We start from the raw sequence: 25489 nt of genomic DNA on the forward strand, positions 1-25489 counted from the left end.
GCTATAAAAAATCCACGTGAAATTAATATGGACTTAGTGCGTGCACAGCAAGCACGCAGAGCTTTGGATTATCTAGTTGGATTTAGCTTGTCACCGCTGCTGTGGACAAAATTGTCGGGAAGCAAATCTGCAGGGCGAGTGCAGTCTGTTGCATTAAAGCTTATATGCGAACGAGAGGACGAAATCAGTAAGTTTATAACACAGGAGTATTGGAGCATAAAGGCAGAAATACAAAATAGCAAAGATGAGGCTTTTTTTGCTACGATAAGCCACTATGACAATAAAAAGCTAGAAAAATTTGATATTAAGAATGAAGAAGAGGCAAAGAACTTAGTCAGGGAGATCGAGTCAAGGCAGTATGCTGTGAGCACAGTAGAACGCAAGCAAGTTAAGAGAAACCCGCTTCCTCCATTTATCACCTCAAGTCTTCAGCAAGATGCAGTGAATAAACTGTATTTTAATGTGAAAAATGTTATGCGAGTAGCGCAAAATTTATATGAAGGTATCAATATTGGTGGTGAAACGGTAGGGTTGATAACTTACATGCGTACAGATGGGTTTCATATTGCAGATGAGGCTATAAACTCAATCAGGGGATCAATTAAGTCATTATATGGTGATAAATATTTACCGCATTCTCCTCGTCAATATGTAAAAAAGGTCAAAAATGCTCAAGAAGCACATGAAGCAATCCGGCCAACTGATATTAATAGAACACCGGGTAGTATTAAGGATTACTTAACACCAGAGCAATTTAAATTATACGATTTAATCTGGAAAAGAACCATCGCAAGTCAAATGGAATCGGCGCTTCTTGATCAAGTGGTAGTTGCAATTAGTTCTATCGACCATAAAGTGATTCTGCGAGCAAGTGGATCAAGTATATTCTTTGATGGTTTTTATAAAGTCTATCAAGATAACATAGAAGCCGAAAATGAAGGCCTGCTACCTGCCATGAAGGAAGAGGAAGCGTGCAAGTTGATTTCTGTTGATCCGAAACAGCATTTTACTCAACCGCCACCTCGTTATAGTGAAGCGAGTATAGTAAAAAAAATGGAAGAAGTCGGTATAGGTCGCCCATCAACTTACGCAACAATTATTTCGGTATTACAAGATCGTGAATATGTTTCATTGGATAACAAAAGATTTATTCCAAGCAGCCGCGGTAAGATCGTGACTATATTTTTGGAAACTTTTTTTCAGCGTTGTGTAGAGTATGACTTTACAGCACAAATGGAAGAAAGGCTTGATTCAATCTCAAATGGACATGCAGATTGGAAAAAAGAACTAGGCTATTTTTGGGTGCCATTTTTTAATCATGTAAATTCTGTTAAGCAAATGACACATGATGAGATTTTTAGTGGTATTCGTGATTTGGTAGTCAATTGGTTTTGCTCAGAGGAAGAGAAAGGAAGAAATAGGTAAAAAATGTCCTAATTGCTCTAGTGGTATATTGAAATTAAATTTTGGAAAAGCCGGTGTATTTCTTGGATGTTCTAACTATCCTGCATGCAATCATACAAAAGAAATTACGGGCAGTAATGACAATTCAGAATATCCAAAAAGTTTGGGTATAGATGATGTGACAGGCCAAGAGGTAATGATCAAAAAAGGTCCTTTTGGACTTTATCTGGAGTTTAATAGTGAGTCAGAAAAGAAAAAAAAGATTTCTGTACCAAAAGATATAAATGTTAATGATATTGATCTAAATACCGCCACTCGATTACTTTCCTTGCCGAAAGTAATCGGAGAACCCCAGAAACTGGAAAGGAAGTAAAAATAGGTCTTGGACGATTTGGGTACTATATTCTCTATGATGGTCGATACTTTTCTCTTAAGAAAAGCTCTAAGGAGGTATTAGACACACAATTAAACGAAGCTATACAAATTATAGAGAGCAGCCCACGCAAAGAGCTAAAATCTCTTGGTTTTAATGAAAAGGGAAAAGAAGTTTTTATCTGCAACGGTAGGTACGGATTCTATATAAAATGCGGTAAAACAAACGTTGCTTTGGGCAAGAATGCAGATATTGAAAGTATAGATCTGAAGAAGGCTTTAAAGTTAATTAAGAATAAAAAGTAGACTTCTTGCATACCTCTAATAATTTAGACTTGATCTGACAGAAGAATTGACGAGTTCAAAACTGATATCAGAATCTGTTTTAATGTTATCAATATTTTTTTTTGGTAAGCAATACTCATACTATCAAAAAAGGTCTGCATAGGCATAGCAATACTTACTGGAATGAGTTCTATCTCTGTTATAAGAATGCAACCAATGACGACATCTAACTGAAGCTCCTCCAAAGTACTATAAATCTTTTTCCTAAAGATAATATTGTAACATTCATCTTGCATAGTTCTATGAAACCTTTGACATATACCATTAGTTTGTGGAGAATAAGCTTTGGTTCTAGAATGATCAATATTTTCTACTCCCAAATATAACAGGTACGCATGACTACCTGGTTTACCACAATACTCTGTACCACGATCAGTTAAAATGCGTAGCAATGGAACTTTCTGTTCATCAAAAAATGGTATAACTCTATCATTGAGAAGATCTGCAGCTGTGATAGCAGTTTTCTCCGTATAAAGCTTAGCGAAGGCCACTCTAGAGTAGGTGTCAATAAAAGTTTGTTGATAAATTCTTCGAATACCTTTGATATTGCCTACATAATAGGTATCTTGACTACCTAAGTATCCAGGGTGTTGTGTCTCAATTTCGCCATTGGCTTCTTTTTGTTCCCTAGTTTTTTTCTAAAGCAGCAACTTGCTCCTCCGTTAAAATTATACCGTCTTGGACCACCTTTGCTTCCAGGGCTTTCAATCTCTTTTTAAAATTTTCGAGATCGTTTCTTTGCCATATTGACCTTATACCACTAGCAGATATTAGAATTCCTTTTTTCTTTAATTCATTAGCTGCTCTTTCTTGTCCATATGCTGGAAACTCTACTGCTATTTTAACTACTGCTTCTTTTGTATCCTTTGGTACTCTATTGGTAAGTAATGGTTTGCTTTTGTTTATCTCATATAATGCTTTTCCCCTCCTGTTTCATATAGCTCTTTGAAGCGGTAAAATGTATCCCTTGAATATCCCATTACTTTACACGCTTGGGATACATTTCCTAATTGCTTTGCAAGTTCTAGCAACCCCAACTTTGGTTCTAGTATTTTTTCTTGTGTTGTACTCATGTCTGACACTCCTTTAAAATTTATTTATATTTTTATCTTACTTTATTAATCTGTCAGATCAAATCTAAACTATTTTAGCTTCAAGAAGAGCATTACACTCTTCCTTGCTGTAAGTTATTCTTCAGTTTTTCAGTATCATTCATATTATGAAACTTTCCGCTTGGCATATCTTGAGACAAGTCGTTTTTCTTCTCTTTATCAAGCTTAACTCCCTGATAGATACAGAATGCAACAAAACTAGTTACAGCTATTACAGCAACAGCACTGACTATGGCACAAGTTAGTATTGCTTGTTCTTGTCCCCCTACCATGTCTGCAAATGTTTCTACTTTTTCTTCTAAGCCTGTAAACTTTTCTTGCAAGCCGCTTAAGTGCTCTTGCATAGCTTGAAACTGCTCAGTACCAATCTTGTCTTCTAATGCACCAAAAACTTTTTCAAACTGCTCAACATCTATCTTTTGAGCTTCTTGCCACTCCTTTAATGCACTAAATACCCCTTCAAACTGTTTAGCATCTATCTTTTGAGCTTCTTGCCATTCTTTTAATGCGCTAAATACTTCTTGAAACTTTTTAGCATCAATATTTTGACTTTCCTGCAACGCTGTTACATCCAATTTATCAAAACCGAATACAAATTTGGTTATACCCATTTTAACCCCCTAGCTAATTAATATATTACTATTGTACGTTTTTAGTAGTTAATTTAGTATTAAACACTACACAACTGGGATCTAATAAGAAATATCTGGATTCCAGCGTCATGAACTGGAACTTTTGAATTCCCATTATGCAAGAGATCTGTTGATCTTAGAAATAACTTTCCTTGGTTTAAGTTAGCGATTATTCTACCAATATCTCTCTCTTTCCTGAGCAACTCGGAGCACTGACAATACCTTCTTTCTCCATTCTTTCAACAATATTTGCAGCTCTGTTATAGCCTATTCTAAGTTGCCTTTGAATGTAACTAGTTGAAACCTTTTGATCTCTCTGAATGATGGCAACTGCTTGCTTGTATAGATCGTTCTCTTCATCTTCTGTTTCACCTTCTGATTCCACAAAAGAATTTTCATCTTCTTGAGTGATTTCTTCCATGTAGTTTGGCTCACCTTGCGTTTTTAGATGATCAACTATATTTTGCACCTCATCATCACTTACAAATGGACCGTGAACTCGAATAATCTTACCACCAGAAGCCATATAAAGCATATCACCCATACCGAGCAATTGTTCAGCCCCTTGTTCACCAAGTATTGTACGGCTATCTATCTTAGAAGTAACAGCAAAACTAATTCTCGTTGGAAAGTTTGCTTTTATCACACCTGTTATCACATCTACAGACGGACGTTGCGTTGCCATTATGATGTGTATTCCTGCAGCACGAGCCATCTGAGCTAAACGTTGAATAGAGCATTCTATATCTTTGCCAGCAACAAGCATTAAATCTGCCATTTCATCTACAATCACCACAATATACGGAAATGTCTCCATTTTAATCGGTATTTTTTCAAACAAAGGTTTACCAGTTGTTGGGTTAAAGCCAATCTGTACAACACGTTCCAATTCTATTCTGCTATTCATCGCTTCTGTAATTTTTTGATTATAGTTTATTACATTCCGCACATTTAAATATGACATCATACGATAGCGATTTTCCATCTCTTTCACAATCCACTTAAGAGCAATAACAGCTTTTTTTGGCTCTGTTACCACTGGTGTTATTAGATGCGGTATTGCATCATATATTGAAAGCTCAAGCATTTTTGGATCGATCATTATCATCTTACATTCATCAGGACTTAGCCGATAAACAAGCGACAGAATCATCGTGTTAATTGCAACCGACTTACCTGACCCTGTAGTTCCGGCAACAAGCAAGTGGGGCATTTTAGTCAGATCTGCAATAACTGGTTTTCCGCTTATTTCCTTACCAAGCGCAATTGGAAGATTTAAGTTTGCATTTTGGTATTCTGGCGATTCAAGTAAATCACGCAGCATCACAATCTCTCGCTCCTTGTTTGGCAATTCTATTCCCATGGCATTTTGTCCACGAATTATTGAAATACGTGCAGAAAGTGCACTCATTGAACGTGCAATATCATCTGCAAGACCAATCACTCTTGCAGATTTTGTACCTGCTTGTGGTTCAAGTTTGTATAAAGTCACAACCGGTCCATAACATACACTTATAATTTTTCCTTGCACGCCAAAATCACTCAGCACCTGTTCGAGCAGAGATAAATTCTTATTGCTCTCTAATGCATTCAACTGTTTTCTCTGCATAGATTCTTCTACTTTAGAAAGTAAGTGAATGCTTGGAAACTCAAACTCGCTAGAAGGTGGTTTAAAAATCTCTTCGGTAGCTTTTTTCTGTCTTTCTTTTGGTTGTTGTCTAGTGGTTCTATATTTTCCCTCTATTACTAATGGTGCTATTGAATAATCAGTAGTTTTACGTAACCTGAAAAACAGAACCTTTGTAAAAAGGGGAAATATTTTTTTACATAGGAAAAGCAAAGAATAAACCGTTCTCTTCCAACCAATCAATCCTACGATACCTATTGATGCTACTACTGTGAATATGTAAAACGGGCAGTGGCCAATTAGAGTATTGCCGACTATTCCACTGTGCATGTACCTAGTAGTGATACCGAGCAAAAGTTGCGCTAATGTAGCACATATTCCTAAATTGATTAATATTAAATAGAAAGTTTTCAGCAGCCTTTTTGATATCAAAAAGTAAACTATGGTTGTAGCTATTGTAATACTAGCGAGTCCAAAAAATTGAACTAATATATCAGCTAAATATGAACCTACTATTCCACCTAAATTTGTTACTTCCTCATTTGTAGATGTGTTTAAGGATGGATCTTTATAATTATAGCTAAAAACCGATATATATATATACATTAAGAGTAATAGGTATATCGCTGATTTTAGCTGTTTTTTTAACATCTACTTAAAGTAATAAGTAATTGTATATTTTACAAAGTGAATTGCTATTATCAATAGCATCACGGATAAATCCAACCCATTGAATGGTTGTATATACCTTCTGATAACCTTTAGTGGAGGATAAGTGAGTCTGTTGAAAGTTTGCATTATGCTGCTTACAATCTCATTATACATGTTAACCACATTCAATTTAATCAGCAAATCGAGAACAACCGAGCATATTAGAATGAAGCTGTAAAGATCTAGTAGCAGGTTAAGTAAGTATATGATTGGATGCATATTACTAATTTATACTAAAACCTATTATGTGTAGTGATAGATATAAAATCAAGCCCCACAATAATAAATAGGTGCAAACACTAACTGATTAGTCTGTTTATCAACAGAGATGTCCACTATTTGCTGCCTTGGATTACCTCTACTGTAAAATTCTTAACTTCCTGCAGCGCCAATGTTACATCTCGAAGCAAAATTAATGTGTCACAGCTATGTGGAACTTGCTCTCTAAAATATCCACTGGCTGAATAATACTAGATGGCAAGGTTTATCAAATCAAGCACATCTTTAGTTCCAATTGCGCAATGCCTATTTTAGAACAAAAACCAACCACTCCAATATTAGCGTCAAAAAATATGTACCTACTATTTCTCCCTTATATATTAGCATAGCATGCCCATCTTTAATGAGCTTTTCATCTTTATAATAATAACTGCGGCGGCAGCTAAACATTATATAATACTCTGATTTTGTGTTATCTAATGCATGCTCAAGTTGATCTTGGGAAATGGAAGCTTGTTTTTTTTGTTTTAGGATCAAAGAAAAATTTTTGTTTATTGAGCAAGATGTTGTCAGAGAAAACAAAATTTTTACTCTTTTTAGCATCATAAAAACATAAAATAGGTAAGCACTCTGATAGAACTAGTATCAAATGTAACTGCCATTCTTTTTCTTCATTGCCATTAAGGTAATCTATAATATCTTGCTCGGTTATTTTGTTATTTAGTCTATTAAAAAAGCTTAAAAAGTCTTCTCTACTTTCTAGCTTCATAGAAACAATTAAGTTACTTAATGGGTTACATAATCCGTTTCTAGGATTAAAGAGCCTAGAATTTTTTTATACCCCATCCACTCAATGTTGGCATGTTCCCTATGGCTGTGGAAATATTTCGATTTAATCCTAATTTGATACCATCTTCTCTCTTAAATTTTTGTGTATACTCTTCATAAGCCAACTTTACCTGAGTATATGATATTATTTCTGTGTAGTGATATTTCCCTTTGCTGTCTTTATAAATTCCTTTTATATTACAAGCGATGCTATTCTCTATATCTTGCGTGATAACAAAGTCTTCAGTTTCAATAGTTTGGTTTAAAAATTCTGCAATATCTCTTTTTGAGAAAGTTCGATCAAAAGTTTTTCCATTATCATTTTTGAAAAAGACTCTGACCTTGTCTTCCTTAAGAAGATGAATTTTTGATATTTGCAATCCACAAATATCGTTGGCTTACTCTTTTATATATGTTGACATTGCTGCTACCTAATATTTTAATAATATATTAAGTATGACATAAAATTTTAAAGATTTTTATTAAAATTTAATAAGATATTGTAATCTTTGATTCCACGCGGATAGAAAACTTATTGATAATTTAACGGAGAGATGTATACAATATGAGTATCTCTTCAGCAGAGTGGCAAAATAAGATAGATAAGACAATCGCAGAAATAAACGGTATCGTGCCAGTGCTCGATACCTTTGTGTTTGAGGCAAAATCTGCTATAATATTTAGCACACTGCTTTCACAAATTAAATATTCATACAATTCTGTGTCTGAGCACTGAGATGACACCATTACAAAGGAAACAGCATCGGCTACTTGCATAACAAGAAAGAAATCACTGGTTTAAACATTTGCACATTAGCCATACACCTGAATGGATATCTATATGACAAGATAAGTGTTCAGAACCATTTTCCTTATTTTAATTACCCATTACTTAATGAGATCACTTCTTTTAAGTGATATTATAAAACTACTTATCGTAAAGTTGATCTATAGATATAATACTACCATTTGATGACTTTTCAGCACATTTCTCACTTTCATATTCTTTATCATAATCAACGCTAAATACTAAAGTATCTCCTGAAATTTTATCATGAAACTCACTAATGGCAAAAAACGGTACAGTTACTTGTTCTTGTTTTCCACGAAAGCTCAAACTGACGCTAAACTTATCCTCACAAACTTTTAGACTATAAAATTGGTGCTGTAATATAATAAGCATTTGAGTAGGATATGATTCTTTCAAGTAGTCTGGTATGACAACACCATTAAATCGCGTAAAAAACAGTATCTCTAAGTGAGGAGTAAAAACATTATCTAATATAGTATCCAGAGCCTTTTTGATAACCTGAAATTTAGCACGACTAAGCGACTTCTGATAATCTGTTTTATCCATATATCCCTTACATGTTTGGGGAAACTTCTGTTACCCGGCGTTCCCTAAACCGTGCTTATAGCAATGAAGTTACAGTGCCTAAATTAAGCAGCTAATGCAACATTGTTTTCAGCAGCAAAGTTATCGTTTGCATCTAAATTGTGAACTCTTAGCGGTGGTATCTAACCGAGCAAAGCTACCATCTTTACTATGCATGTCGATCCTTACTCGCCCCCATATTAATCAAAAATATGGTGGAGGCGCCGAGTACTGCCCTCGGGTCCAATACACCTATTACAAGGTAATTTTATTGCCATAGTACAAAAAATGCACGTCTTTGTTATACAGTAGTATTGAATAAATGTCAAGTTGTTGAACGTAAAATCGGTTGTAAGCTAAAAAATTAATATAAAAATTACTTCGCCTATTTATCTAATCTTAGTATAATCAAAGTAGAGTTATTTTTAGAGCTCAAAATCTATCTTCGTCTGCAGGCTTTTTTATCAAATAATTAAACTCAGTAAAGAATGTAGCGGTATCTTCTTCAGCGCAAATGGGTGCACACATATGCTTAATCTCTGTCGTATGTGCGTTACATTTTTTCTGTTCTTTATTAATAAATATGGGGGATTCTATGCCTAATTCTTAACAAAAAACTACTCAAATGCTTTTGTAGCTATTGAATTTCTGAGTTCAAGAAAGCAAGAGACAGTGTGAGAAATGGCACAAGCCGAAAAAAAAGATAAGTTGTGGAACAAAAAATGCAGATAACTGTGGAAAATTACCCACTGGAATCCAGACTTTGATTGTCAAATAAAAAATTCACATCTTAAAAGGATCATATACACCAATTTCCTTAGTTTTCACTCTCTCGTTTAATGATCTCAAGATGGGCTGTAAATCATCGTCGATTGATAAGCACAGTACTTCTCTATCAAGAAAAACGGCTAGGTGATTCCTTTTCTCAAGGATTTCTGTTTCTTCCAATAAGTCACATTTATTTAACACTACAATTTCCTCTTTTTCAATAAGATCGCTATTGTAAAGCTTCAGTTCATTATGTGTACAATTATAAGCTGAAATAATATCATCGTGAGTTACATCAATTAAATGCAGTAAAATTCTACATCTTTCTATGTGCTTTAAAAACTTGTGTCCGAGCCCAACTCCAAGATGAGCATCAGCGATTATTCCAGGAATATCCGCTATCACAATTTCGCTATAATCCACTTTTGCTACACCTAAATGTGGTCTTATAGTAGTAAATGCATAATCGTCTACTTTCGTATCAGAATTTGAGCAGCGGGTTAAAAATTTCGATTTACCCGCATTTGGCATACCAATAATGCCAACATCAGATAAAACTTTTAGCTTCAATATTATATTTCTTTCTTCTCCAGGATGACCATGGGTAAAATGCCTTGGTGCCCTATTAGTAGCAGATTTAAAGTTAGTATTTCCAAGCCCACCTTTTCCACCTTTCACTACTTGAAATTCCGTGTCGGGTTTATCAAGATCTACTATCACTTCCTCACTTTCTTCATCGATTATTTGTGTACCAACTGGAACTCTAAGTATAATATCTTTTCCAGCTGTGCCAGATCTATCTCTACTCGCACCACTTTTTCCATTACTCGCTTTAATGTGTCTTCGACAACGAAAATTAAGCAAAGTGTTGAGATTTGCATCACTGATGAAAATTATGTCTCCTCCCCTGCCCCCATTACCACCGTTTGGACCACCAAATTCAACGAATTTTTCTCGACGAAAACTCGCGCAACCATCGCCACCATCACCTGCTTTTAAATATAATTTAACTTCGTCTATGAAATCCATGCTAACCCGCGATAATATTTAGCATTTTCTCCTAATGAACTTTCTATTCTCATCAATTCATTATACTTTGCAAGCCTATCAGAACGCGACAGCGAGCCAGTCTTTATTTGCCCACAATTCGACGCAACTGATATGTGGGATATCGTTGTATCTTCTGTTTCACCTGAGCGGTGAGAAATAATAGCCCTGTAGCCATTTAATTTTGCCATTTCAATAGCAGCAAAAGTTTCCGTAAGTGTTCCTATCTGGTTTGGCTTGATTAGTACAGCATTTGCCATTTTCTCCTCTATTCCTTTACTTATTAGTTCACAATTTGTAACAAATAAATCATCTCCAACCAATTGAACTTTATTCCCAAGTTTTATAGTAAGTAATTTCCAACCTTCATAGTCATCTTCATTCATTGCATCTTCTATAGAAATTATTGGATATTTGCCTACAAGGTCGAAATAATACTGAACCAATTCCTCTGAAGTGAGTTCTCTGTTTTCAAATTTATAAACTCCACCTTCATAAAAAGTAGATGCAGCAACATCAAGACCCAGTGCAAAGTGATTTCTCATCGAATAACCGGCAGATTCAACAGCCTGAATTATCAAATTAAGAGCTTCTTCAGTGCTTCCAATGTTTGGTGCAAAACCACCTTCATCTCCTACGTTTGTGCTATAACCTTTTTTCTTAAGAATGCTGTGCAAGTTATGAAATACCTCTGCAGATATTCTGATTGCTTCACTGAAAGTTTCAGCACCAACCGGAAGAATCATAAATTCTTGAAAATCGAGTTTATTATCCGCATGTACTCCACCATTCATTACGTTAATGAGTGGAACTGGCATCTGCTCTTCCCCTACTCCCAAATACTTATATAACGGCATTTTAAAGCTGTTTGCTGCTGCTTTTGCAACAGCAAGAGACACACCCAAAGTTGCATTTGCTCCAAGTTTAGATTTATTTTTTGTTCCATCTAGTTCAATTAAAACTTTATCAATTGCACTCTGGTTTGCTGCATCCATGCCAATGATTTTATTTGCTATCACTTCACTCACAGACTGAACAGCTTTCAGCACTCCCTTACCACAATACCTTTTTTCATCTTGATCTCTCAGCTCCAATGCTTCTAGTTTACCGGTCGAAGCCCCAGAAGGGACAGAGGCTCTACCTGTTGTTCCATCACATATTTCTATTTCTACCTCAATTGTTGGGTAACCCCTGCTATCTAAAATTTCTCTTGCAAATACACTGCTAATTGTCTTTCTCATCATGCTAAACCTCTACTAGATTCACAATTGTGTGCACGTTCGGGAAATGTCACCCCAGCACTGTAACATTCCAGTGTACGAACATTGCAACTTACAGATAAACAGATAATTTGAGTAGCAGATGGTGTCATTCCAGTGCTTGACACTGGAATCCAGTTTTTATGACACAGCCACTTATTTAAAGTTAAGTCTTCTGGATCCCAGTTTCTGGGCACTGGGATGACACCATTCTTAATGGAAGCTATCCCCATATCGCAATGTCTGTACAGTTGTTTTCCTAGACACTGGGATCCAGTTTTACTACACAATTTTATCATATAAATCACCAATGCTTAAGTTTATTTTACTAGCAGCAGCTTTGCAGCTTCTCTTGCTAGTTTAGCTATATTACTACCAGCACCAATAAATAATACTACATCTCCTGAACTTGTCGAACTACTAATAAAATGTGAAATGAGTAAAGCATCATTCATAATCTTCACATCATTAAACCCATTACTGATCAAGGCTTTTTTTATATCATCAATTCCACAGCCAGGAATAGGCTTATCTTCTGGAGGATGGACAGGAGTGAGAATTACATAATCAAACATCATGAAAATTCGTACGAACTCATCAAAAAAATTACGAATACGAGCAAAACGAAGCGGCTCGATAATTCCTGTTACCTTTCCTTTAGTGGTCAAACGTGCTGCTGCCAGGGTTGCCTGTATTTCATTTGGGTGGTGAGCATAATCCTCAATTAACTTAACACCTTTAATATCAGCAATTAAAGAAAATCTCCTTGCTACTCCTTTAAATTCCAAAAGACCTTTTTTAATCTCTTCATCACTAATTCCAAGTTTCACTGCAACTGATATTGCAGCCAGGGCGTTGCTAACTTTATGCATTCCTATTGCATTTGATAGCACTACATTCTTTATAATTCTTGTACAAGGTTGAATATCTTCTTTTTGTCTTTCGAGAGCAAGTTCTTTCAATCGAAACACCATATGTACATTATCATCATCAATTTCAATACGCTGAACTAACTTTCTAATTATATTAAATTTAGTCTCCCAATCTACCTCTGATAAATCACACTTTTCCTTCGTTATATGCTCTCTGACCATCTTAACTTCTTCCCATATTACCCCTTCTAGTATATCTGCGCGTATTGATTTGCTGTTACATTCACCAAAACGTTTTCCAGGACAACGATAGTAACTTCTTCCTCCCTTAGCATTACTCATTCCATAATAAATGGATTTACAATACTGACATACAATTAATTCTTGTAATAAGTATTTACTTCCTCTTTGTTGCATTTTTTTTCTATTTTTAGCTCTTCTTTTTCCATGCTACCTCCCTACAACTTATATCTATTTTGCCTACAGTAAAATACGCACATAATTAGACAAATAAAGGAAAGTGCAAACCAAGTAATTGCATACTCCAAATGCTTAATTGGCTGTATAGTCAATTTTCCACCAAAATTGTCTTGCCACAATATACATTTTTCTAGCTTAATACCTAGATCATTGGAGATTTCTTCTGTACTTAAGGTAAACCACGTATTTGAAGCAATATCATTTTTGATAAACCAATTTTTGCTACCATCACAATATAAAACTCCACTCAAAGCTACTTTTTCAATTTTTGCTTTTTCTTCTTTTTTTTCTCTAACTATTCCTTTATTCACCAACATGTAATGTCCAGTGGTAAGCAATATAGGAGACAGCACATGATAGCCACGTTGACCTGCGAAAACATATAGTTCTATGTCACTTAAAATTCCGTCGATTTTAACGTTTCTGTAGTTAAACTTTGAAAGATTATCACTAGGCAGTAGACGAATAACTGGAAGATCCATATTTTTGATAATATTATTCTTCCAGCTCAACCTAAATAACTGCCATAACCCTAGTGAAAAAAGAAGTAAAAAAGGTATAATGAAAATAAATACTGTTTTTCTTAACACTCTATATTTGTGTTCTCAAGTAATTTTCAATATCCATAAGCTCAATAAGGTAAATCTGTCCTTTGATCCAATGTAAGTGCTCTTCCTCATTTTTCAGTAGTCCTTCTAATAACATTACACTCACGAAATCCTTTTCTTTTTCAGCAACGGAAATTGCCTCTTTGATTCCCTTGATACCTTCTTCTTCTAAGTTAGAATTATCTTCTAAGATTTTCTGCATTGTATCTTTTGTGAACTTTCCTTCATACTTTGAGATTTTATTTGTATCTTGAAAATTTGGCATGCCCTTAAGAAGTAAAATTCTTTCTGCCAGCCTATTTGCATGCTCAAGTTCTTCATTAAGCTCCTTTCTCATCTTTTCTGCAAGTTTATTGATCCCGCTATTTTTAAGAATCGCAGAATGCAAAAGATACTGGCGTACAGAAGTCAGCTCATTTGTAAGTAATTTATTTAAATGTTCTACTATTTCTTTATTCATAACCTTTCTTTAGCTAATATACCAATGTAATCTACATAACAATCAAGGCAACATCAATTCATTTTTCTCACAACAATCGTATCAAATAGCACATCATGAAATGCCTGTTTCCTCTGAGAGAAGCAAGCAACTAAATACCAACTGAAGGTAAGCATCACTATAATCACTTCTAGTGTACTTAAAGCATTTACTGATGTTTGAAAAAGTTTGATAAAGGTGATAATTGAATTATTTAGCACAGGAAGGAAAAACTGAGAGATAGTGCGATCAAATGCTAAGCTCAAACCTATTTTAGAACTATCTAAAGTGATAGTATATATATTCATCAACTGTTGACCAGGAGTTGCTTGAGCTGTTGAAGATATAAAATATGTAAAGTAGCCACAATTTATACATATGTACGACAGGTGCAAAATTAATGGAAAATCCCCTAATGACAACACAATTAGTAAGGTTGGAATTAATAAAATCCCTACATCTATTAAATATGCGCAAAAGCGCCTGTGTACACTAGCTATCTCTGTCATTACCACCTATCTTTCAAATACTTGACTATGAATTCTGTAAGTTTATTAAAATATTGAAAATATAACAAATCCTCATAACCTCTTATTGATTGTCCATATACAATAGGTAAGCAATTTGCATTTTGTGCACATAGAATGTCTGTGATGCTGTCACCAACAAAAAACACATTTTCTCTATTTACAGGTAGCGTACTCTCCTCCAGTGCAAACAGAAGTGGAGTTGCAGATGGTTTATCTTCTGCAGCATCACATGAGCCAACTACTCTTTCAAAGTAAGAATCTAGTTTAAAATAGGCAACTTCTTGACGTAAATTAGTATTTTTCTTATTGCTAACTATCGCTAGGTAAATATTGTGGCTTTTCAGTGTCTGCAGCATTTTCTCTACTCCTTCATTCAGAGTAATACTTTGTAACAACGCATTATCTAGGTATTTTTGATATATCTGGTTCGCTTTTTTCCACTGATCACCAAACAAATTGACCATGTAGCTCTTTCTTGATTCATGAGAATTTCTATCAACAACTTTACTGCCAGATCCCATCAAGTCTAAAGTATGCTTAATGGCATTAGAAATATTATCTTGAGTATCAACTAAAGTATTATCCCAATCGAATACTACCGCTAATGGGCTATTTTTCATTTTTATATTGTTACGTATTTTAATTTAACAAGTAAATGATATTTTGATGAAAAAAGCATAAATGAGGTGCTCCTTGTGTCTTAACTATTTTTACATAATTAACTACTATACTGATTTTAGTATAAGCTTTTATTTAGTAGGTATGACACAGCTTAAAGATACACCAGATATTGAGAAGAAATTCAAGGATGTCTTTGCTGGTGCTTTTCCAGAAGGTACGTCGCTGGAAGATAAAGTGAAGATTATCAATGAGTTCCGCCAGGAACTTAAAGCTCACAAAAGGCAAGTAACCAAAGAAAATCTCGAGAAAAGGTTAAAAGATATTTCTGCAGAAGATAATTTTTCACTAGAAGATAAAATCAAGACTATTGCAAAATTAAATCGTAGTCTTAGAGATCGAATGAACCGTGCAACTAAAAAAGTAGCTAAAGATTTTGAAAAGATCGTCGAATTGAATCGGAAACTTAAAGATGTTTTTCCAGAAAATTCTTCATTGGAAGATAAAGTAAAAATTATTTTTGAATTGACCGAGAGCTTAAAGCTCAAAAAGGGCGTAAAGATGAAGTGAAGACTATTAAAAAATTGATTCATAATCTTGAAGGTCGAATGGATCATGCAGCAAAAAAAATAGCTGAAGATTTTAAAAAGATTGCTGGATTTAAACAGAAATTCGAAGAAAAAGACGTTTTTACAAGTAAAAAAGTTGCAGAGTTTGAAAGTAATAAAAAATCTCAAACTACATTAGAAGGCAAAATTTCTGATCAAAATAAACAAGAAAAGACCTCTGTACAAAAAGACAAAATCGTGACTCAGTTAGTGAGGCAGATACTTCTGAAAAAGCTGTTTCAGAAAATAAAAACTTTGAAAAAAGATTTCTTTTCAAGCAGATACACTAACTAAGTTACAACCTTCAGTAAGCAAAGATCCTATAAAAGATAAACCTATATATAGCCAAATAATTCGTTCAATAACTGGAAAACAGCGATCACAAGACTTGTGTTTTACAGCGTATAATAGTCTTACAGAATGTGAATTAGAAGAAATGTGCATAGTGGAGCCACTAGCAAAGCGCCAATGCATATCAGTACCTTCATTTGAGGGTTTTGCTGAATTCCATAATCAATTCTGCAATATGGTACCAGAAGATTCAATAGTTAATGATAGTGCAGTGCCAGAAGAACATACTAGCTTGGAAGGTAAGCTAACTTTCCTAGACTCTCAAATAAATGGCGGAGAGCCATTAACTAGTCTGCAATCCTCAAATGTGAATCCATTGCCAGAGTTCAGTTTCTCTCTAAGCTCTGTTACACTAGATGAAATGGTTAAGAGATATGGCTTTAATCACAATGACCACGCTCTAAGTGATTTAGAAGAGGTATATGTAGAGCAACCAGAAAAGTTCCATACATATTACCACAATAACTAGGGACAAAAAAAGGTGGTAGTTTAACCTACCATCTCCTCTGGTTTCACTATCCTTTCAAACTCCTCCTCAGTGAGTAGTTGAAGTTTTGCTGCTGCTTCTTTTAGAGTGATATTTTCTTTATAAGCAAGCTTCGCTATTTTTGCTGCATTGTCATATCCTATATGCGTATTTAATATAGTAACTAGCATTAACGACTGATTGAGTAAATCCTTTATTCTTTCTTCGTTTACTTTAATATCAACTACGCATTTCTCTGCAAAATTTAAACTTGCATCAGCTAAAAGTCTTATAGACTGCAAAACATTGTAAATTATCACCGGCTTAAACACGTTCAATTCAAAGTGACCATTTGAGCCACCAATTGTCACGGCAACATGATTTCCCATAACTTGAGCACATACCATAGTCACCGCTTCGCATTGAGTTGGATTCACCTTACCCGGCATGATTGAAGAGCCAGGCTCATTTTCTGGTAACATTATTTCTCCAATTCCGCATCTTGGACCAGAACCAAGTAGCCTTATATCATTTGCAATTTTCATCAAGCTTACTGCTACTGTATTGAGTGCTCCACTGAGCTCAACTAGAGCATCATTTGCTGCTAGTGCTTCAAACTTATTTTTTGCTGAAATAAATGGAAAATTAGTGATTTTTGCCACTTCTTTAGCAAAATCCTCAGCAAAACCCTTTTTAGTATTGATTCCCGTGCCAACCGCGGTGCCACCTTGTGCAAGTTCATATACATTGATCAGAGTTGACTTTACTCTCTCTATTCCCTTTTTAATCTGAACTGCATAGCCAGAAAATTCCTGCCCAAGTGTTAGAGGAGTTGCATCTTGCAGATGAGTACGCCCTACTTTTATTATATCTTTAAATTCATGAACCTTATTATTTAGCGCTTTATATAATCCTTCAAGATTGGGAATAAGCAAGAGGTTTATTTGCTCTGCTACTGCTATATGCATTGCTGTTGGAAAAGTGTCATTTGATGACTGACCACAGTTTACATGATCATTTGGATGCACTGGAGACTTACTACCTAAATCACCACCCAAAATTTCTATTGCACGATTGCTGATCACTTCATTCATATTCATGTTAGTCTGAGTTCCAGACCCGGTTTGCCAAACAACAAGTGGAAATTGATTATTAAATTTACCGTCTATTATTTCCTTTGCAGCTGAGCAGATTGCATCCCCTACTCTATTATCTATGCTACCCTGCTTCATGTTAACACGTGCTGCTGCAAGTTTTACTATTGCTAGCGCTTTAATCAGAAACTCTGGCATTTTCTCTGTACCAATTTTGAAATTTTCCAAAGAACGCTGAGTCTGCGCTCCCCAGTAATGTTCACTTGGTACTCTTACTTCTCCTAAGCTATCTGATTCTATTCTAGCTTTTTTATCCATATTCCTCATTCTAGTGTTTGATATTACCTACATATATGATTATATAAATCAAATTGTATTTCAGTGTCAAGTTGAGACATTTTTAGTGAAGACCTTAGAAAACTTTCAAGCCATATCTTTTGCTTCTATTATTTTTTATTGTTATTAAGGCAATCATGCAACCTTAAGCAATAAACCTACTTTCACCCTCTATAAGGCTATTCCACTTAGAGCTTGAATAGTGAAAACATCTTTAAGCGCAGAAGCTATACCTTTGTTTGCTTTCTCTTTTTTTTTTACTTCTACAATCATATAATCCAACATTGCACCTAACGCTAGACTAACGGTCGCTGATGCTGCACAAACTGTAATCACTGCTCCCGCAGAACATGATATTGTCATACCGGCAACATAACCTATTGCACCACTCACGCCAATTCAGACGTATTTCTTCCGCAGTTCTTTTTGTATGTAACCTTTCAGATATTCTTTTACATCTAAATGCCCGTTTCTAGTAGCATAATTCAGAGCAGTGTTTTCATAGCCATCTTTCACATTAACATTTGCTTTTGCTGTTTCTATCAGATACTTTACTGCCTCTAAATAGCCACTTCCAGCAGCCCACATTAGAGCAGTTCTTTCATAGTGATCTGTTGAATTAATATCTTCTTTCTGTTTTTCTATCAGGTATCTTACTGTTTCTCATTGACCATTTTTGGCAGCTGAAAATAATCCTGCATGATTATTAATCATTTGTGCAAATGATAATGTTTTTAGTTTAGGGAGTTGTAACTCTTGAGTATTAAAGTTTAATTGTGCTGGAACAATTTCTACTTCAAGCTCTACATGTTCTCTTGTGAAACGATCAAGATTGATTGAATCACTTTTTAGTGTTTTTTTATGGTTGTTTGAATCTAGCAAAGATGAGTCCATATCACAATCTAGTAATTCTCCTACTGCACTTAGTAAACCAGCTGTACAACCAGCTATTTTGATCTGGATGAGAGTAGATATAATTTATAACCACTCCCCTATCCTTTCTAGTTGTTTGTAGCTGTTAAATCTCAGGAATTTATCAAAATAAGGAGAGGCAATGAAGGGAGTAGTATCTCTTAAATAATTAGATAAGAAATCTGGTAGAATACTCTGAAATTCATGCATTTTTTTTCTATAATCTTTCAAAGCAATAACCTTTATTTTATCATAATCAAGTTTCCAATAAGCAAGCTCCGAGACTTCTTTTTTTGTTGTGTATTCCACTGCTAAAGCTTGTAAAATTAATTGCGGGAAAAATCCTGACATAACTTCCTCATTGGAAGGTGGTGAACCAAGTTTATAGTCTATAATTGCTAGTTGCCCACCTGGTAGATACTCAACTCTATCACATCTTGCTGTCAGTGAAATTTCTTCTGTCATTCGAGTATCTGACCAGCTCTTATTACACACTTGTCTGGTGTGTTCATTTGCAATCAAAATTTCTGGATCCAAGTAGTCAAGCACTGGGATAACACCCTTCTTCTTAGTGGAAGTTGTACAGCATCCGCGCAGTTGTGTGTCACACGCTTGAATATGAAATATCGGATAGGAAAAGCTCTTCTCCAACTCAACTTGATTGTTTCTAGTCCTATCAAACTCAACAAAAGATTGAATTATCCTCTGCAACCTTACCCACCACATATTTGAAAAGTGGAATCGATTAGACGAGAATATTTCTTGTGCAGTACTCATCAGCGACTTTTCGTTGCGTAAATATCTTGCAAAAATATTGTGTACCATAGTGCCAAACTCCAATATCGATGGCTTAAAATTTAAGTCTTTCAACTGTCTAAGGTTCAGTATGTATTCAACATAAAATGAATAAGGGTTACGAATCAGTTTTTCTACCGCACTGCAAGACATCACTTGCATTTTTTCTTCTCTGACTTTGGCTTGAGGTTTTGGCATAGGCTGAGTACATGGAACAATGCACTCAGGTGTATTTAATATTCTTAGCCAATTGCGATAAGGATATTTTGGTTCTTGTAACAGAAACTCCAAACGGCGCAATAGAATTGATTTTCTATCACTCACTAGCCTCATAATATAAACCTTGCCGGCACCAAATAAATTGCGCAAAGTATACAAAAAGTACCCTTGCTCTTCTTGCACAGAAGGAAGGTTAAATTTTTCTCTATTCAGTGCACTCAAAAACGGATTCTGAAAATTTGGTATATCATTAAATCCAGCAAGTATTACAACTTTATTTTGATATAAGCTAAATTTATCAAAGTTATTTTCTGGAGAAAAAAACTTCCTTTTTAAAAATAATATCAGGATTTGACTATATAACTCTAAGGAACACTCAATTGCTATACCGTCACATGCATTTAAGAAATCACGAGTAAAATTACCTATTTCACCATTTAGCTCTAGAAAATTCACATTAGAAAGCACATTAACACACTGTAAATGAGCTGCTGCTATATTAGAAATAGTATAATTTATAAGATTAAGTAAAAGATTAAATATAGTTTCTAATCTACTGATAATAATTAATATATCTTCTTTATATCTTAGCTTTTTACAAGTACCAATAGCGTTGATAATATCCTTAAGACCATTTATATCAAAGCTACGCAATACTTCTATCTCAAACTCAGATAAAATACGAGTGTACTCTTCTTGAGCGTAACCAAAAGTCACTAGCCTATGTTTAAGAAGAGAAAGCAATGCCACACCGTTCCATTTCGAGTTCAAAATCTCAATACTATAAAGCAGAAGCGTCACATAAGAATAGTTTTTCGATATGGGGCACACCATACGAACTGCAAGTAATTTATCAAAAACAAACAAAGAAACGTTTTCATAACCTTCATTCTCCATAATTAGTGACGTCACCTGTGCTTCTTCCTCTCTGGAATCACAAGTGATGACTTCAATATTGCCAATATATCCATTACTAACTTTGCTTAGATCGGCAGTCGTATCAAAGACATAATCTAGTTCAGGACTGCCTGTCATCCCAGCCCTCTGGTTTTTAGTGTACGAACATTGTAATTTGCAGGTAATTTGAGTAGTAGATGACGTCATTCCAGTGCTTGATACTGGAATCCAGTTTCTATTGTACAGCCACCTGGTGCACTCATTTAAAGTTAAGTTTTCTGGATCCGAGTGTCTGGGAACTGGAATGACATCAGAACACGCTTCTGGCAGAAAACTTACATCCTCTCTGCCTATACTTAAATAATCGAGCAGATCTTTCAGGCAATATTGATAATGTTTTTTATCAAGTGATTGCCAATCTTTCTCTTTAATTTTAAAATTCAGATTAGGTAAAATTATCTTTCCAAATGGCAGGTCATATACAGCTTTAATCAACAACTTATAAATCTCCCCCTTTCCAATTCCAATAAAGATTATATGCTGATCTTTCTTCAGGGAGGCTATCATATTGTTTATGTAGTCACTCTTATGCTTTAGTATATCTACTACTCCTAAATTTTTTAAAGTGTTACTCCAAGTTTTGATAAGTAAGTTTATGAAATTCTCCATTTTCTTCGAATGCTCATCAAGCTGATAACAATCCGCTATTTGGGTATATTGAAGTAATGACGGCAAACTGTAAACTAGATCTATTGGAAAACTATCATCGTGTTTTTTATTCCACTCCAATATAAATTGAATGAGTAGCAGCGTTCTCTTTGTCGGGTTAATAACTTTAACTCTATCAAGATTTAATATTAAATCTTCTTCATCAATGTTTTCTAGTGAAACTATCTCTGGCAAAATTATAGTTCTGTAATTCTTAAATGCACTCAGCAATGCTATCACATCCCTCTTGCAGGGCAGTATGATCTTTATCTCGGGAATTTTTTCTCTTTCATATTCAGAAAATATGTGCTGAACCAGAACATCAAAAAGGGACTCATTCACATCAACAGTAAAAACTCTTCCCACTAACAGTAACAATTAATACAACACTTTTATTGTATAGAAATTATTTAAAATATAAATGTGCTCGTAGTTTCTCATGCTATGATATATTAAAGTCTTTTACAATATTACATGGCAAACATCAGAATAGAAGTTTTTAATAAATGTGAACAAGTTGGACGCAGAAGGGTGGTTAATGTTTACTTGATTTACATAAACAAAGAATTACCATCAAAATTACATGAAGAAATTTGTGGGCTATTTTATAATCAAGTCATACAAGACTGCCGTTATTATTCCTACAATGAAAACCTTGAAAAAGTTCAATATAACTTCATAGAATCACAAGCAAAATGGGGCTTGGAGATAAGCTTTTTACCTGGCATGACCGATAACGTAGGAAACACGGCAAAACAAATTGTTAGAGAATATCTAATGAGCAAAGGCCACATTGATGAAAGTGTCTCTATCAAGGCAAGAAGTTCAAAATTTATTCTAAGTCAAGGAGGTTTTCCAACCGAAGATGACATAAAACAGGAATTCAATCCTATTACTGAATATTGCACACTTGTCTATAAAGAAAACGGCAATTGCCATTGGAAGTATTACAGTAAACCAAATACCCCACCTGGTGTCATTACAGCGCGTGACCAGGAAAAAAAAGAATGGATTCCAGTGTCAAGCACTGGGATGACACCAGGTAATAATGGAGCAAAATCTGTCAAACTCAATGTAAGTGACCAAGAGCTCGAAAAAATCAGCAGAGATGGAATCGATGGTAATGGCACGTTAGGGCTCTCGCTGGCAGCAATGAAAGCTATAAAGGATTACTTTGAAAAACTCGGTAGAAATCCATATGATATTGAAATTGAGTCTCTGGCACAGACTTGGTCTGAACATTGTAAACACAATATTTTTTGCTCCCCTATTGATGAAATAAAAGATGGTCTATATGCTCATTATATTAAGCGTGCAACGCGTGAGATAAATTCTAACATATGCGTGTCAGTTTTCTCCGACAACGCAGGAGGAATAATTTTTGATGACGATTACTTGATTGTAGATAAAGTTGAAACTCACAATAGTCCTTCAGCTCTCGATCCGTTCGGTGGAGCAATGACTGGAGTGCTTGGAGTTAATCGAGATATAGTCGGTTTTGGCAAAGGTGCAGAACCTATCATGAATACTTATTACTTTTGCTTTGCCAAAGAATCAAAAGGCAAACTTTATAGAGATAAAGAGCGTACTGATAAAATCTTACCACCAAAATATATAATGAAAGAAGTGATTCACGGTGTTAATGTTGCTGGTAATTGCTCCGGTATTCCAACGCAACTTGGATCGGTATACTTTGACGATAGATTCTGTGGAAAGCCATTAGTTTTTGTTGGAAGCATCGGAATTATTCCACGGAATATAAATAATGCACCTTCACACATAAAAGAACCCAAAAACGGTGATAAAATCGTCATTATTGGTGGAAGAGTTGGAAGGGACGGAATTCACGGTGCAACTTTTTCTTCAGAGGCATTGTCGGGAAATAGCCCTTCAACAATTGTGCAAATTGGTGATCCTATAACACAAAAAAAATTATCCAACGCCGTCGTAAAAGCAAGAGATCTTGGTCTTTATAATGCAATAACGGATAATGGAGCAGGCGGTCTATCATCGTCCATTGGTGAAATGGGAAAAGACGGATTTGAAGTTGATTTGAGCAAGGTTCTCCTTAAAAACGATGGTATGGCTCCGTGGGAAATATGGATATCAGAATCACAAGAGAGAATGACCTTAGCAGTGCCAGAAGAAAATCTTCCTGCGTTTAAGCAAATCATGAAAACACATGATGTGGAGGTCTGTGTAATTGGAGAATTCAACAAAAGTGGCAAAGCCGTTGTTAAATGTCCCCCAGGGGCAGTAATAATGGACATCGAAACTGAATTTCTGCATGATGGTAATCCTAAAATGCATTTACAGACAAAGCCATGGTTTGGAAAATCTAACCCATATGCTGTCATTCCAGAATTCTCTCCTGTTATCCCAGTGCTTGACACTGGAATCCAGCAGGCTTTGTCTGCAAATAAATCTAAAACTTTATGTGAAAATACGTGCGATGGCAGAGTTGAGCTTGAGATAGATTCAAGTGTCAAGCACTGGAATGACACCTTTGCACTAAAAGAAATGCTAAGCAGACCAAACATACGCAGCAAAGAGTTTATAGTGGTGCAATATGACCATGAGGTTCAAGGATCGTCAATACTGAAACCACTGCAAGGCAAGGGAAGAGTGTGCAGTGAAGCTGTTGTCTCGAGGCCAGTCCTTTCTTCAAACAAAGGTGTTGTAAAATCGCAGGGATTTGGCTCAAGTTATGGAGAAATTGACACTTATCACATGGCAGCATGTGCAATTGACACTGCAATACGCAACTACGTAGCTGCAGGAGGAAATATAAATCATCTAGCGTTGCTCGACAATTTTTGCTGGTGTGATGCTTATAATCCAGAAAGGCTGTGGCAACTAAAGAGAGCTGCAGAGGCTTGTTACGACTTTGCAACTGCATTTAAAACGCCATTTATATCCGGAAAAGATAGTATGTTTAATGACTTTAAGGGATATGATGAAAATGGCGAGAAAGTGATGATATCTGCACCACCTTCACTACTCATTTCAGCAATTGGAGTTATAGACAATATTGAAAATGCGGTATCGCTTGATGTGAAAATGCCAGGGGACTTGATATATGTGCTTGGTACAACCCACGATGAGCTTGGTAAATCTGAATATCAGTTGTATAGTGGAATAGATAATAACAACGTGCCAAAAGTTAATGCAAAGAGCGCTAGGAAGTTGTATGAACGTTACAACCAGGCAATAAAAGATGGCATAATTGTCTCTGCAATTGCACCAAACTTAGGCGGCTTAATTATTGCTCTGGCAAAATCGCTAATTGCAGGAGACCTTGGTGCTGAAATTGATCTTTCACTAGTACCAATAGGAAAAACACAAAATACAGACATAATAAACAAGATAATAATGTTTTCTGAATCGCAAAGTAGAATATTAGTAACCATTGCCCCACAAAATCAGCGGAAGTTTGAAGAATTGTTTAAAGGTATAGTTTTTTCATGTATTGGAAAAGTGACAAAGGAGAAAGCTCTCAATATAAAGGATATTATAAGAATAGATTTGAAAGACTTAGGTACTAGTTTAAATAACTTTTGATTACGCTAGACAAATTTTTCATTATGTGTAATGTCTGATTAAAATAAATGCATGTTATAAAATTTTGGTAGGTGACTATGTGCATTTTATCAATGCTCTTGCTTATCAGTCTTTCTTTACTTAGCACTTCAAATAAATTAATGATATGCGCTACCTTATTTGTGGGGGCTACTTTAGTTGTGAACTCAATGGTTGAGTGTCATGGTAGAAGCAAAGCTACTTACAGTTTAATAGTGTGTACAGTGATATGCTATCTT

21 protein-coding genes, 1 other RNA gene and 6 pseudogenes are annotated in these 25489 nt (G+C 35.2%); 6 read left to right on the plus strand and 22 right to left on the minus strand.

Features of this window, described 5'->3' with window-relative positions:
- Nucleotides 1–2082 (plus strand): annotated as a pseudogene (topA, locus tag wTKK_RS00005) (type I DNA topoisomerase); the annotation flags it as partial.
- A gap of 23 nt (nt 2083–2105) precedes the next feature.
- On the opposite strand, the pseudogene wTKK_RS00010 reads toward topA, so the two are convergent.
- The 6 genes and pseudogenes from wTKK_RS00010 to wTKK_RS00035 all read right to left on the minus strand — a co-directional run bounded on the left by wTKK_RS00010 (nt 2106) and on the right by wTKK_RS00035 (nt 7630).
- A pseudogene (locus wTKK_RS00010) lies at nt 2106–3194 on the minus strand (IS481 family transposase).
- Nucleotides 3195–3286: 92 nt separating this feature from the next.
- The gene (locus wTKK_RS00015; protein ID WP_407511445.1) at nt 3287–3844 is read right to left on the minus strand and encodes a hypothetical protein; all 558 of its coding nucleotides are present in this window, start codon (nt 3842–3844) and stop codon (nt 3287–3289) included.
- A 190-nt stretch (nt 3845–4034) separates the two neighbouring features.
- Nucleotides 4035–6143 carry a DNA translocase FtsK gene (locus wTKK_RS00020; RefSeq protein WP_407511446.1) on the minus strand — a complete coding sequence of 703 codons (2109 nt, stop codon included), beginning with the start codon at nt 6141–6143 and terminating at the stop codon, nt 4035–4037.
- On the minus strand, nt 6144–6422 hold the full coding sequence (locus wTKK_RS00025; RefSeq protein WP_407511447.1) for a YggT family protein: 279 nt from the start codon (nt 6420–6422) through the stop codon (nt 6144–6146).
- Nucleotides 6423–6728: 306 nt separating this feature from the next.
- Complete coding sequence (locus wTKK_RS00030) at nt 6729–7028, minus strand: hypothetical protein (protein ID WP_407511448.1); 300 nt, start codon at nt 7026–7028, stop codon at nt 6729–6731.
- A gap of 218 nt (nt 7029–7246) precedes the next feature.
- On the minus strand, nt 7247–7630 hold the full coding sequence (locus tag wTKK_RS00035; protein WP_407511449.1) for a hypothetical protein: 384 nt from the start codon (nt 7628–7630) through the stop codon (nt 7247–7249).
- A gap of 185 nt (nt 7631–7815) precedes the next feature.
- Between wTKK_RS00035 and wTKK_RS00040 the strand changes: the two genes are divergently transcribed.
- Complete coding sequence (locus wTKK_RS00040; protein WP_407511450.1) at nt 7816–7986, plus strand: hypothetical protein; 171 nt, start codon at nt 7816–7818, stop codon at nt 7984–7986.
- 192 nt (nt 7987–8178) lie between these two features.
- Here wTKK_RS00040 and wTKK_RS00045 read toward each other — a convergent pair whose 3' ends face one another.
- The 11 genes and pseudogenes from wTKK_RS00045 to wTKK_RS00095 all read right to left on the minus strand — a co-directional run bounded on the left by wTKK_RS00045 (nt 8179) and on the right by wTKK_RS00095 (nt 15287).
- Nucleotides 8179–8607: a ClpXP protease specificity-enhancing factor SspB gene (locus tag wTKK_RS00045; protein ID WP_407511451.1), complete on the minus strand. Its 429-nt coding sequence runs from the start codon at nt 8605–8607 to the stop codon at nt 8179–8181.
- Nucleotides 8608–8623: 16 nt separating this feature from the next.
- Nucleotides 8624–8958: a transfer-messenger RNA gene (gene ssrA, locus wTKK_RS00050) on the minus strand.
- A gap of 450 nt (nt 8959–9408) precedes the next feature.
- Entirely contained in the window at nt 9409–10422 is a 1014-nt protein-coding gene (cgtA, locus tag wTKK_RS00055) for an Obg family GTPase CgtA (RefSeq protein ID WP_407511452.1), read from the minus strand.
- Nucleotides 10410–11684 carry a phosphopyruvate hydratase gene (eno, locus tag wTKK_RS00060; RefSeq protein ID WP_407511453.1) on the minus strand — a complete coding sequence of 425 codons (1275 nt, stop codon included), beginning with the start codon at nt 11682–11684 and terminating at the stop codon, nt 10410–10412. The genes cgtA and eno overlap by 13 nt, the downstream gene beginning before the upstream one ends.
- Before the next feature lie 69 nt (nt 11685–11753).
- Nucleotides 11754–11899, minus strand: a pseudogene (locus wTKK_RS06190) (WPE palindromic element domain-containing protein); the annotation flags it as partial.
- A gap of 120 nt (nt 11900–12019) precedes the next feature.
- Nucleotides 12020–12604: pseudogene (locus wTKK_RS00070) on the minus strand (glutamate ligase domain-containing protein); the annotation flags it as partial.
- A gap of 249 nt (nt 12605–12853) precedes the next feature.
- Nucleotides 12854–12988 (minus strand): annotated as a pseudogene (locus tag wTKK_RS00075) (recombinase zinc ribbon domain-containing protein); the annotation flags it as partial.
- A gap of 41 nt (nt 12989–13029) precedes the next feature.
- Nucleotides 13030–13641, minus strand: coding sequence for an SURF1 family protein (locus wTKK_RS00080; protein ID WP_407511455.1), 612 nt, complete (start codon nt 13639–13641; stop codon nt 13030–13032).
- Nucleotide 13642: 1 nt separating this feature from the next.
- Entirely contained in the window at nt 13643–14119 is a 477-nt protein-coding gene (bfr, locus tag wTKK_RS00085) for a bacterioferritin (RefSeq protein WP_407511456.1), read from the minus strand.
- A gap of 53 nt (nt 14120–14172) precedes the next feature.
- Entirely contained in the window at nt 14173–14646 is a 474-nt protein-coding gene (locus wTKK_RS00090; RefSeq protein ID WP_407511457.1) for an RDD family protein, read from the minus strand.
- Nucleotides 14646–15287: an HAD family hydrolase gene (locus tag wTKK_RS00095; protein WP_407511458.1), complete on the minus strand. Its 642-nt coding sequence runs from the start codon at nt 15285–15287 to the stop codon at nt 14646–14648. Before wTKK_RS00095 ends, wTKK_RS00090 begins: the two co-directional genes overlap by 1 nt.
- Before the next feature lie 142 nt (nt 15288–15429).
- On the opposite strand from wTKK_RS00095, the gene wTKK_RS00100 reads away from it, so the two are divergent.
- From wTKK_RS00100 to wTKK_RS00110, 3 genes are all read left to right on the plus strand, one after another.
- On the plus strand, nt 15430–15855 hold the full coding sequence (locus wTKK_RS00100) for a hypothetical protein (protein ID WP_407511459.1): 426 nt from the start codon (nt 15430–15432) through the stop codon (nt 15853–15855).
- 14 nt (nt 15856–15869) lie between these two features.
- Complete coding sequence (locus tag wTKK_RS00105) at nt 15870–16187, plus strand: hypothetical protein (RefSeq protein WP_407511460.1); 318 nt, start codon at nt 15870–15872, stop codon at nt 16185–16187.
- 142 nt (nt 16188–16329) lie between these two features.
- Nucleotides 16330–16713: a hypothetical protein gene (locus tag wTKK_RS00110; RefSeq protein ID WP_407511461.1), complete on the plus strand. Its 384-nt coding sequence runs from the start codon at nt 16330–16332 to the stop codon at nt 16711–16713.
- A 20-nt stretch (nt 16714–16733) separates the two neighbouring features.
- Here wTKK_RS00110 and fumC read toward each other — a convergent pair whose 3' ends face one another.
- The 5 genes and pseudogenes from fumC to wTKK_RS00135 form a co-directional block, all read right to left on the minus strand.
- The gene (fumC, locus tag wTKK_RS00115) at nt 16734–18122 is read right to left on the minus strand and encodes a class II fumarate hydratase (protein WP_407511462.1); all 1389 of its coding nucleotides are present in this window, start codon (nt 18120–18122) and stop codon (nt 16734–16736) included.
- A 189-nt stretch (nt 18123–18311) separates the two neighbouring features.
- Entirely contained in the window at nt 18312–18533 is a 222-nt protein-coding gene (locus wTKK_RS00120; protein WP_407511463.1) for a hypothetical protein, read from the minus strand.
- 6 nt (nt 18534–18539) lie between these two features.
- A pseudogene (locus tag wTKK_RS00125) lies at nt 18540–18791 on the minus strand (ankyrin repeat domain-containing protein); the annotation flags it as partial.
- 12 nt (nt 18792–18803) lie between these two features.
- A complete protein-coding gene (locus tag wTKK_RS00130) occupies nt 18804–19034 on the minus strand; it encodes a hypothetical protein (protein ID WP_407511464.1) in 231 nt (76 codons plus the stop codon).
- Nucleotides 19035–19118: 84 nt separating this feature from the next.
- Nucleotides 19119–22037, minus strand: a complete 2919-nt coding sequence (locus wTKK_RS00135) for a PD-(D/E)XK nuclease family protein (RefSeq protein ID WP_407511465.1) — start codon at nt 22035–22037, stop codon at nt 19119–19121.
- A 108-nt stretch (nt 22038–22145) separates the two neighbouring features.
- On the opposite strand from wTKK_RS00135, the gene wTKK_RS00140 reads away from it, so the two are divergent.
- Nucleotides 22146–25232: a phosphoribosylformylglycinamidine synthase subunit PurL gene (locus tag wTKK_RS00140; protein ID WP_407511466.1), complete on the plus strand. Its 3087-nt coding sequence runs from the start codon at nt 22146–22148 to the stop codon at nt 25230–25232.
- The last annotated feature ends 257 nt before the right edge of the window (nt 25233–25489 follow it).

Origin of the sequence: Wolbachia endosymbiont of Trichogramma kaykai (genome assembly GCF_045765165.1) — a bacterium.
Taxonomy (GTDB): Bacteria; Pseudomonadota; Alphaproteobacteria; order Rickettsiales; family Anaplasmataceae; genus Wolbachia.

Coding starts and splice junctions, on each gene's coding strand:
- wTKK_RS00015 (WP_407511445.1), bottom strand. CDS start 3,844: ATGGGTATAACCAAATTTGTATTCGGTTTTGATAAATTGGATGTAACA.
- wTKK_RS00020 (WP_407511446.1), bottom strand. CDS start 6,143: ATGTTAAAAAAACAGCTAAAATCAGCGATATACCTATTACTCTTAATG.
- wTKK_RS00025 (WP_407511447.1), bottom strand. CDS start 6,422: ATGCATCCAATCATATACTTACTTAACCTGCTACTAGATCTTTACAGC.
- wTKK_RS00030 (WP_407511448.1), bottom strand. CDS start 7,028: ATGATGCTAAAAAGAGTAAAAATTTTGTTTTCTCTGACAACATCTTGC.
- wTKK_RS00040 (WP_407511450.1), top strand. CDS start 7,816: ATGAGTATCTCTTCAGCAGAGTGGCAAAATAAGATAGATAAGACAATC.
- wTKK_RS00045 (WP_407511451.1), bottom strand. CDS start 8,607: ATGGATAAAACAGATTATCAGAAGTCGCTTAGTCGTGCTAAATTTCAG.
- cgtA (WP_407511452.1), bottom strand. CDS start 10,422: ATGGATTTCATAGACGAAGTTAAATTATATTTAAAAGCAGGTGATGGT.
- eno (WP_407511453.1), bottom strand. CDS start 11,684: ATGATGAGAAAGACAATTAGCAGTGTATTTGCAAGAGAAATTTTAGAT.
- bfr (WP_407511456.1), bottom strand. CDS start 14,119: ATGAATAAAGAAATAGTAGAACATTTAAATAAATTACTTACAAATGAG.
- wTKK_RS00090 (WP_407511457.1), bottom strand. CDS start 14,646: ATGACAGAGATAGCTAGTGTACACAGGCGCTTTTGCGCATATTTAATA.
- wTKK_RS00095 (WP_407511458.1), bottom strand. CDS start 15,287: ATGAAAAATAGCCCATTAGCGGTAGTATTCGATTGGGATAATACTTTA.
- wTKK_RS00100 (WP_407511459.1), top strand. CDS start 15,430: ATGACACAGCTTAAAGATACACCAGATATTGAGAAGAAATTCAAGGAT.
- wTKK_RS00110 (WP_407511461.1), top strand. CDS start 16,330: ATGTGCATAGTGGAGCCACTAGCAAAGCGCCAATGCATATCAGTACCT.
- fumC (WP_407511462.1), bottom strand. CDS start 18,122: ATGGATAAAAAAGCTAGAATAGAATCAGATAGCTTAGGAGAAGTAAGA.
- wTKK_RS00130 (WP_407511464.1), bottom strand. CDS start 19,034: ATGGACTCATCTTTGCTAGATTCAAACAACCATAAAAAAACACTAAAA.
- wTKK_RS00140 (WP_407511466.1), top strand. CDS start 22,146: ATGGCAAACATCAGAATAGAAGTTTTTAATAAATGTGAACAAGTTGGA.